This window comes from Burkholderia sp. LMG 13014 (genome assembly GCF_905232215.1).
Taxonomy (GTDB): Bacteria; Pseudomonadota; Gammaproteobacteria; order Burkholderiales; family Burkholderiaceae; genus Burkholderia.
This window is the reverse complement of the sequence record NZ_CAJNKE010000202.1, coordinates 1-9763: the sequence shown is the minus strand read 5'-3', so window position 1 is coordinate 9763 and position 9763 is coordinate 1. Positions and strand designations below refer to the sequence as shown.

Below are 9763 nucleotides of genomic sequence, written 5' to 3'. Positions count from 1 at the left end.
CGAGCTGGCCGGCCAGCGCGCGCAGGATCTCGCCGGTTTCGGCAAGCAGCTTGCGCGCATCGGGCGCCGGCAGCCGCGACAGGTATTCGAGGAACACCGGCAGGTAGTCGGGCAGTTCGCCCTGGTTCAGGAACAGCCCGTGCCGCTCGTACATCTGCAGCAGGTCGACCATCGCCTGCCCGCGGTCGCGCGATTCGCCGTGCACGTGCTCGAACAGGTACAGCGACGTCGCGCGGCCACGGTCGAACAGCCCGACGTAGTTCTCCTGCAGCGTCAGCAGGTCGCGCTCGCGCACGTACGCGAGAAACTGATCGAGGCCCGCGCGCACCGTTTTCGGCAAGCGCGCGTGCGCGAGCAGGTGCGTGTCGATCGAGTCGAGCGCGGTAACGAGCGCCTCGTCGGGATAGTCGAGCAGCGCCGCGAGCGCTGCATAGGTCGGATCGGGTGCGGTGCTCATCATCGGGAAGCCTCGTGGATCGGAATCGTCTTGCTGCCCTTCCTCGGGCTGAACAGGCTCGCCTCGGAACGGCCATCCGAGCAACCGTTGCCGAACGAGAAGCCGCACGACGCGCGCAGGTCGTACGCGTTCTCCGCGTACTCGCGGTGCGTGGTCGGGATCACGAAACGATCCTCGTAGTTCGCGATCGCGAGATAGCGGTACATCTCCTCGACTTGCGCGAGCGACAGCCCGACCTGGTCGAGCACGCCACGCGCGTCGATGCCGTCCACGTGGCGCGCACGCATGAACGCACGCATCGCGAGCAGCCGCTCGAGCGCGAGCTTCACGGGCGCCTCGTCGCCGGCCGTCAGCAGGTTCGCGAGATAGCGCAGCGGAATGCGCAGCGACTCGACGTCCGGCAGGTAGCCGTTCATCCCGAGATCGCCGCTGTTCGCGGCCGCGTTGATCGGCGACAGCGGCGGCACGTACCACACCATCGGCAACGTCCGGTATTCCGGATGCAGCGGGAACGCGATCTTCCAGTCAATCGCCATCTTGTAGGTCGGCGAACGCCGCGCGGCGTCGATCCAGGCGGCCGGCACGCCGTCGCGCTCGGCCTGCGCGATCACGGCCGGGTCGTCCGGATCGAGGAACAGCGACAGCTGCGCTTCGTACAGATCCTTCTCGTTCTCGGCGCTGGCCGCCTCGCTGATCCGGTCGGCGTCGTACAGCAGCACGCCGAGATAGCGGATACGGCCCACGCAGGTTTCCGAGCACACCGTCGGCTGGCCGGCCTCGATGCGCGGGTAACAGAAGATGCACTTCTCGGCCTTGCCGCTCTGCCAGTTGTAGTAGATCTTCTTGTACGGGCAGCCCGACACGCACATGCGCCAGCCGCGGCACTTGTCCTGGTCGATCAGCACGATGCCGTCTTCCTCGCGCTTGTAGATCGAGCCCGACGGGCACGATGCGACGCACGCCGGATTCAGGCAGTGCTCGCACAGGCGCGGCAGGTACATCATGAAGGTGTTCTCGAACTGCCCGTAGATGTCCTTCTGCACATTCTCGAAGTTGTAGTCCTTCGCACGCTTCTCGAACTCGCCGCCGAGGATCTCCTCCCAGTTCGGCCCCCACTCGATCTTCTCGAGCCGCTGGCCGCTGATTACCGAGCGCGGCCGCGCGACCGGCATCGCGCGCGTATTGCCGGCTTCCTGCAGGTGCGCGTAGTCGAACGTGAACGGCTCGTAGTAATCGTCGATCTCGGGCAGGTGCGGGTTCGCGAAGATCTGCGCGAGCAGCCGCCACTTGCTGCCGAGACGCGGCTCGATCTTGCCGTCGGCACGCCGCCTCCAGCCGCCGCGCCAGCGGTCCTGGTTCTCCCAGTCCTTCGGGTAGCCGATGCCCGGTTTCGTCTCGACGTTGTTGAACCACGCGTATTCCATCCCTTCGCGGCTCGTCCACACGTTCTTGCAGGTCACCGAGCAGGTATGGCAGCCGATGCACTTGTCGAGGTTCAGCACCATCGCGATCTGTGCGCGTACCTTCATGACGTTTCTCCCGCCCGGACTTGCGTTGTGGGGTCGACCGCGGTCTCTTCGCCATCGAGCCAGTCGATCTTGTTCATCCTGCGCACGATCAGGAACTCGTCGCGATTCGAGCCGACCGTGCCGTAGTAGTTGAAGCCGTACGCGAGCTGCGCATAGCCGCCGATCATGTGGGTCGGCTTCAGCGCGATGCGCGTGACCGAGTTGTGGATGCCGCCGCGCGTGCCGGTGATCTCGGAGCCCGGCGTGTTCACGATCTTCTCCTGCGCGTGGTACATCATCACCATCCCGGACGGAATCCGCTGGCTGACCACGGCCCGCGCACACAATGCGCCGTTCGAGTTGTAGCACTCGATCCAGTCGTTATCGACCGCGCCGATCGCCTTCGCGTCGTCCTCCGACATCCACACGATCGGGCCGCCGCGCGACAGCGTCAGCATCAGCAGGTTGTCCGTGTAGGTGCTGTGGATCCCCCACTTCTGGTGCGGCGTCAGGAAGTTCAGCACGCGTTCGGGGTTGCCGTTCGAGCGCGTGCCGACCATGTGCGCGTAGCTGCCCGTATCGACCGGCGGCTTGTACGCGCACAGCGATTCGCCGAACGCGCGCATCCACGCATGATCCTGGTAGAGCTGCTGGCGGCCGGTCATCGTGCGCCACGGCACCAGCTCGTGCACGTTCACGTAGCCGGCGTTGTACGACACGTGCTCGGATTCGATCCCGCTCCACGTCGGCGACGAGATGATCTTGCGCGGCTGCGCCTGGATATCGCGGAAGCGGATTTTCTCGTCCGCGCGCGCGGCGGCCAGGTGCGTGTGGTCGATGCCGGTGATGCCGGACAGCGCGCGCCACGCCTTCACCGCCACTTCGCCGTTGGTCTCGGGCGCGAGCGCGAGGATCACCTCGGCCGCGTCGAGCGCCGTGTCGATGCGCGGCCGCCCCTGCGCCGCGCCGTCGGCCACCTTGTAGTTGAGCTCGCCGAGCAGCTTCACTTCGTCCTTCGTGTCCCAGCCGATGCCCTTGCCGCCGTTGCCGAGCTTGTCCATCAGCGGCCCGAGCGACGTGAAGCGCGCATAGGTGTTCGGATAGTCGCGCTCGACGACGGTCACGTTCGGCATCGTGCGGCCCGGCACCGGCTCGCATTCGCCGCGCTTCCAGTCCTGCACGTCGAACGGTTGCGCGAGCTCGCCCGGCGTGTCGTGCGCGATCGGGGCGAGCACCACGTCGCGCTCGACGCCCAGATGCCCGTCGCACAGCTCGGAGAAGCGCTTCGCGATCCCCTTGAAGATCTCCCAGTCGCTCTTCGATTCCCATGCGGGATCGACGGCGGCCGACAGCGGGTGGATGAACGGGTGCATGTCGGACGTGTTCATGTCGTCCTTCTCGTACCACGTCGCGGTGGGCAGCACGACGTCCGAGTACATGCAGGTCGTCGACATCCGGAAGTCGAGCGTCACGAGCAGATCGAGCTTGCCGCGCGGCGCTTCGTCATGCCACGTCACTTCCTCGGGGCGCTTGCCGCCCGTCGCACCGAGATCCTCGCCCTGCACGCCGTGAGTCGTGCCGAGCAGGTGCTTCAGGAAATACTCGTGCCCCTTGCCCGACGAACCGAGCAGGTTCGAGCGCCACACGAACAGGTTGCGCGGGAAGTTCTCCGGCGCATCGGGATCCTCGCTCGCCATCTTCAGCGTGCCCGCCTTCAACTGCTGCGCGATCTCCGCGCCGGCATGCGCGGGATCGCCGAGCGCCGCACCGACCTTCAGCGGATTCACCGCGAGCTGCGGCGCGGACGGCAGCCAGCCCATCCGTTCCGCGCGCACGTTGTAGTCGATCGGCGCGCCGTGGAACTGCGACTTGTCCGCGAGCGGCGACAGCAGCGTGGCCGGGTCCATCGGGTCGTAGCGCCACTGGTCGGTGTGCGCGTAGAAGAACGACGTCGAATTCATCTGGCGCGGCGGGCGGCTCCAGTCGAGCGCGCCCGACAGCGCCGTCCAGCCCGTCTGCGGGCGCAGCTTCTCCTGGCCCACGTAGTGCGACCAGCCGCCGCCCGGCTTGCCGACGCAGCCGCACATGATCAGCATGTTCATGATCGCGCGGTACGACATGTCCATGTGGAACCAGTGGTTGATCCCGGCGCCGATGATCACCATCGACTTGCCTTGCGTCTTGTGCGCGTTCTCCGCGAACTGCCGCGCGACCGAGATCACGTCCGCACGCTTCACGCCGGTGATCGTTTCCTGCCAGGCGGGCGTGTACGGCAGGTCGTCGTCGTAGCTCGCGGCCACGTCGCGACCGCCGAGGCCCTGGTCGAGCCCGTAGTTCGCGACGAACAGGTCGTAGACGGTCGCGACCAGCAGGTCGCCGTTGCGCGTCGCGATGCGCCGCACGCCGATCCGGCGCGACAGCTCGGACGTGTGCTGCGTCGAATTGAAATGCGCGTGCGGCTGGTTGCCGAAGTACGGGAACAGCACGTCGACCACGTCGTCGTGCGCGGCCGTGCACGACAGCCGCGGCGCGAGCGCCGCGCCCTTCGACGTCTCGCCGCGCAGGTTCCACTTGCCCTTGTCGGCTTCGTCCTGCTGCCCCCAGCGGAACCCGACCGAGCCGACCGGCACGACGAACTCGCCGTTCGCATCGTCGATCATCACGGTCTTCCAGTCCGGGTGGGCGGCCTCGTCGAGCGCATCGTCGAAATCGGAAGCGCGCACGAGGCGTTCGGGCACGTAGCCGTCGCCGTGCGGCACGAGGCGCACGAGACACGGCATGTCGGTGTAGCGCTTGCAGTAGTCGGTGAAGTAGTCGCTCTTCCCCGCCAAATGGAATTCCTTGAGGATCACGTGCCCCATCGCGAGCGCGAGCGCCGCGTCGGTGCCCTGCTTCGGGTGCAGCCACAGGTCGCCGAATTTCGCGCCTTCCGAGTAGTCGGGGAACACCGACACGACCTTGGTGCCGCGATAGCGCGCCTCGACGAGGAAGTGCGCGTCCGGCGTGCGCGTCTGCGGGACATTCGAGCCCCACATCATGATGAACGTCGAGTTGTACCAGTCGGCCGATTCCGGCACGTCGGTCTGCTCGCCCCAGGTCTGCGGCGACGCGGGCGGCAGGTCGCAATACCAGTCGTAGAAGCTCAGGCACACGCCGCCGATCAGCGACAGGTAGCGGGAGCCCGCCGCATACGACACCATCGACATCGCCGGAATCGGCGAGAAGCCGACCACGCGATCGGGGCCGTGCTGCTTCACAGTGTGGACATTCGCGGCCGCGACGATCTCGTTGACCTCGTCCCAGCTCGTGCGCACGAAGCCGCCGAGCCCGCGCCGGCTCTGGTACGAACGGCGTGCTTCGTCGTCTTCGACGATCGAGCGCCACGCGTCGACGGGCCCCAGCGTGCGGCGGCGTTCGCGCCACAGCTTCACGAGCGCGCTGCGCACCATCGGATGCTTGAGGCGGTTCGCGCTATACAGGTACCAGGAGTACGACGCGCCGCGCGAGCAGCCGCGCGGCTCGTGGTTCGGCATGTCGGGGCGCGTGCGCGGATAGTCGGTCTGTTGGGTTTCCCAGGTGACGATCCCGCCTTTCACATAGACCTTCCACGAGCACGAGCCCGTGCAGTTCACGCCGTGGGTCGAGCGGACGATCTTGTCGTGCTGCCAGCGCATCCGGTAGCCGTCTTCCCATTTTCGGTCCTCGTCCGTGACGGCACCGTGTCCGTCGGAAAAGCGTGGCCTCGTGGTGGAGAAATAACGCAATCTGTCCAGGAAATGGCTCATGGGGATCTCGTTTTTCCGGTCTTTTGGCAGACCCTGATTATTTAAGGAGGTGAAATAGCGGAAGTAAAGGTCGATCGGATGGCAATCGTTTCGCCCTTTTTTCCCTGGTCGAATCGATTGTCGGGCGGAACGACATATCATGATTTGATACAAATCACGATATCGTTGATCCGCGCGCAACGGCAAAACCCACTGGGGCGCGAGCGCGCGGCACGGCCTGCTATGCTGCGCACTGCATTCGCGCGTCATCCGTCCGCCGCTTCCCTGCATCGCGTAGCGGCGCGCGGGTGCCGCATTGAAATGCGCTGAACGCCCCTGCCATTCGTAACGTGATTCACAGGCCGCAGCCGGTTGCTGGTCGACGGTTGCGCAACGGGTTCAGTGCATTTCCATTTCCGGCCGTCGAACAATAAAACCCATACCAACAAGCACCGCAATTTCATGACATCCCGACTTCTTGCCGTGCTCGCTGCCGCGGCGTTGAGCTGCGCCGTCCTGCCCGCTGCCCACGCGCGCACCTATATCCCGCCGACCGCGTCGTTCGGCAAAGGGGCTTACGTTCATCAGTTCGTGCTGCGCGACCCCGTCACGCACCGGCCGCTGCCGAATGCACGCTACCGGCTGCTGCTGCCCGGGCAGGTGATCGCGGGGCTGCCTCCCCATGAAGAAAGCAGCGAAAGCGTCGTGTTCGGCACGACCGATGCCGCCGGACGCACGGTACGGATTCGCCTGCCCGCCCGTCATCCCGAGCGTGAATGGGCGCTTCAGCCTGTCGTGGGCGAAGGCGACATTGGCGGGACGTTTCAGGTGATCGACATCGATACGGGGCGACCCTACGGTCGTTACTCGTACGTACTCGACGTGACGGGCGCATACCTGGCCTGCGGGCACATCGATGCCAACGGATATACCGTCTTCGCGCAATCGCAGGGGGACGGCAAGCTCTGGTTGCACCCCACGGTATTGCGCGTGCCCGCGGACACCGACTGGTGTGCAGGGCCCGCCACGGACATCGCCAACAGTGCCGGCAATCCGGGCGTGCCCGATCTCTACACGCAGTATCTCGGCAGCCTGGTCGCCGACGGCCAGCACCTCGGCCGCGCACTCCGGCAACAAATCGCGGCCAAGATGGTCGCGCTGGCGATAGCCGAGCGGGACGAAAGCCGCATCGACACCGCGCTCGAGGTCGGCAATTTCTCGGATCAGATGTTGAACAGCGTCGGTTACGACCTCGTCAATGCCGGCCTGAAGATCGATCGCGCGATGGCGATGATCGATGCGCGCCTGGCGAAGTCACCGAACGACGCGTATGCGCTCGACAGCAAGGGCTGGGCACTGTATCGCCTCGGTCGCAACGACGAAGCGCTGACGTGGTTCGACCGGTCGCTCGCGATCTTCGCGAAGGACGACGATACGGACAAGGGCGCGCGCGAAGCCTATGCGAGCGGGCTGACGCACAAGGGTGAGGTGCTGTGGAAACTGGGCCGCGAGGATGCCGCGCGGGATGCGTTCGCGCAGGCGCGGAAGGTTCAGCCGGAGAGCGCGGATCTGGCGGAGACGTTGAAGCGGCTGGCGATACCGCTCGGGCAGGATGGCGCGAAGGCGCCGGGTACGGCAAGCGAGTAACCGGCGACGCGAGCGGACAGGCAAGCGGACGCTTGGCGCCGCAACGGCTGTGGCCGGACGGGTGGAAAGCGGCTGCCGGCCTTGTCCGGCACCGGCACCGCCCCCTGCCGGACGAGGCCGGCCCCGCTCGCGTCCGTCACTCCTCGCCTTTCGCGCCGGGATTGAGCATCACGACGAAGCCGGCCACGCCGACGACCAGCGCGACCGCACCGCCGCGCAGCGCCATCGCGTTGTCGAACAACAGCCCCGACACGACGGCCATCATCCCCGCGAGCGACACGAACACGGCGATCGCCGCAACGACGATCCGGGACTGGCGGCGTATCATCTCGCCCCCGCCGCGTTAAGCAGCCGCAGCGGCGGCCGCTGCGTCGTCATCGTCGCCGCGGATCAGCAGCACCGGGCATTTCGAGCCGCGCACGAAGCGCTCGGCGACACTGCCGAGCAGCACGCGCCGGATGCCGCGCCGCCCGTGCGTACCGACCACCGCGAGGTCAATCCCGCATTCCTTCACGTAGCGCTGCAGGCGCTCCGCGATGTCCTCGCCGATGCTCTCGGTCTCGACGAGTTCGGCCTCGCCCTTCGCGCCGGCCAGCGCGATGATCTGCTCCGCTTCGCGCAACACCTTGCGCCCGTCGTCGCGGATTTCCTCGACCAGCGCGTGCGGGTCGAAACGGCCCGCGTAAGTGAACAGCACCGACTTGTCCACCACGTACACGACGCTGACATGCGCGTCGCCTGCCAGCGCGACCTTCACTGCCTCGGCAAGCGCCTGTTTCGACGAAACGCTGCCGTCGACGGCCACCATGATCTTCTCGTACATGCGAACCTCGTTGGGGTGATGGGCCGCGCGTCTGATCGCGCGGCCCTGTCACCATCATCGGCGGATGGCGGGTTCGAATGTTGACGGCGATCAAGTCGGGCCGGCATTCACGCTGCGACCGGCCGACGCAGGGCGCCGCCCCGCGCCGGCGGCCTGTCCGTCATCGTGCGTGCGGCGCGCGGTACTTGTGCTCGTCGAACCCGCTGGCACGCGACCATGCGCTGGCGACCGCGTCCACGTCCTGTCCCGCGAACGGCAGGACCGTATCGGGCTGGGCGCCGTGACGATAGTTCGGCCCGGTGAATTCGGGATCCGTCGCGTAGCCGAAGTACGTGTTGCCGCTCCACACGATGTTTGCGTAACTGCCTTGCGGATTCTTCGTCCGGAAGATCGCGCCGCTGTCCGATGCGTTGTAGAAGCGGTTGCCCGTCACCTCGAACGCGTTCGCATAGCTCAGGTTTTCGACGATCGGCGTGACCAGGCCCGGCGTGCGCGTGATCACGACGTTGTCGCGCACGACCGAATCGGCCGAGCCCGCGGCAGACACGATCCGCCGCTTGTCGTTCAGGCTCAGGTTGTTCTCGACGATCGCGCCGGTTTCCTGCGCGACGTGGCCCAGCCCGTCGGAACCGCATCCGCAGAACAGCATCAGCCCGCCGTCGTTGTCGTGGCTGAAGTTCGCGGCCACGCGCGTGTTGCGCGTACCGAGATCGGCGTCGAACGCCATCCCGTCGCCGGCCTCGATATTGTTCTGCAGCCGCACGCCGTTGACTTCGTTGTAGCGGAACAGCGCATCGTCCGTGTTGATCGCCCAGGCACCGGCGCTGTTGCCCGGCGCGCGCATCCAGATGTCGTACAGGTGATTCGCTTCGACCTGCGGCGCGGTGGCCGTGCGGACGATGATGCCGTCGCCGCCGACGTTGTGGATCAGGTTGTTGCGGAACACGACGCGCGTCATCGGGAAATAGTCCGTCGCGGCCTGCGTGGCCGGATTCGTCAGGTAGGCCGAATTGCCCTTGTACGGCGGATAGTCGCCGCACGGTGCGCCGCCTTCCCGGCACATCCACGCGGAGCGGGTCGACAGCGCCACCGCGTCGACGTTGTAGATCTCGCTGTTCTCGACCGCGATATCGTCGAAGCCGGTCCGCTTCTCCTTCGTGCCGACGACCTCGTTGTCGCGGGTCACCTCGAACAGCATCCCGCCGGTCGTCTTGTACGACCCGACCGTATTGCCGGCGACGTCTTTCAGATAGCCGCGCACGTGATGCACGTACACGTCGTCGACGTGATAGTGGCTGCCCGTGCCGTAATCCTCGAGCCGCACATACAGTCCGAGGCGCCCGCCGGGCGTCGTCGCATCGTTGGTCAGCTCGAGCGAGCGGATTTCCCAGTACTGGGTGTTGTACAGATAGATGGCCGCACGGTTCACGGCGGGATTGTCCGACTTGCACAGCGAGTAATAGCCGCTGAACCCGCCCGGCGTCTTGTGCTGCTCGGTGATCGACTGGTCGGGGTCGGCCGTCGCATCGGCGCAGCCGGCCGCGATCACGGGACGCGGGGCCTT

The 9763-nt window shown here is 66.3% G+C and carries 7 protein-coding genes; 1 reads left to right on the top strand and 6 read right to left on the bottom strand.

What is annotated here, in order from left to right; genetic code table 11:
* The 3 genes from narJ to JYJ84_RS19795 all read right to left on the bottom strand — a co-directional run.
* A partial coding sequence (gene narJ, locus JYJ84_RS19805) for a nitrate reductase molybdenum cofactor assembly chaperone (protein WP_205189393.1) occupies nucleotides 1-457 on the bottom strand: 457 nt, incomplete at its 3' end.
* Nucleotides 457-1986 carry a nitrate reductase subunit beta gene (gene narH, locus JYJ84_RS19800; RefSeq protein ID WP_175220668.1) on the bottom strand — a complete coding sequence of 510 codons (1530 nt, stop codon included), beginning with the start codon at nucleotides 1984-1986 and terminating at the stop codon, nucleotides 457-459. The genes narJ and narH, both read right to left, overlap by 1 nt.
* The gene (locus JYJ84_RS19795) at nucleotides 1983-5750 is read right to left on the bottom strand and encodes a nitrate reductase subunit alpha (RefSeq protein WP_175220669.1); all 3768 of its coding nucleotides are present in this window, start codon (nucleotides 5748-5750) and stop codon (nucleotides 1983-1985) included. Before JYJ84_RS19795 ends, narH begins: the two co-directional genes overlap by 4 nt.
* Nucleotides 5751-6191: 441 nt before the next feature.
* On the opposite strand from JYJ84_RS19795, the gene JYJ84_RS19790 reads away from it, so the two are divergent.
* Nucleotides 6192-7376, top strand: coding sequence for a M48 family metallopeptidase (locus JYJ84_RS19790; protein ID WP_175220671.1), 1185 nt, complete (start codon nucleotides 6192-6194; stop codon nucleotides 7374-7376).
* 136 nt (nucleotides 7377-7512) lie between these two features.
* Here the strand turns inward: JYJ84_RS19790 and JYJ84_RS19785 are convergent, their stop codons facing one another.
* From JYJ84_RS19785 to JYJ84_RS19775, 3 genes are all read right to left on the bottom strand, one after another.
* The gene (locus JYJ84_RS19785) at nucleotides 7513-7704 is read right to left on the bottom strand and encodes a DUF2964 family protein (RefSeq protein ID WP_122950511.1); all 192 of its coding nucleotides are present in this window, start codon (nucleotides 7702-7704) and stop codon (nucleotides 7513-7515) included.
* Between the two features lie 15 nt (nucleotides 7705-7719).
* Nucleotides 7720-8199 (bottom strand): universal stress protein, encoded by a 480-nt coding sequence (locus JYJ84_RS19780; RefSeq protein WP_122950510.1) that lies wholly within the window; start codon nucleotides 8197-8199, stop codon nucleotides 7720-7722.
* 160 nt (nucleotides 8200-8359) lie between these two features.
* Nucleotides 8360-9763, bottom strand: a 1404-nt coding sequence (locus JYJ84_RS19775) for a hypothetical protein (RefSeq protein WP_205189392.1), incomplete at its 5' end; no start/stop codon positions are given.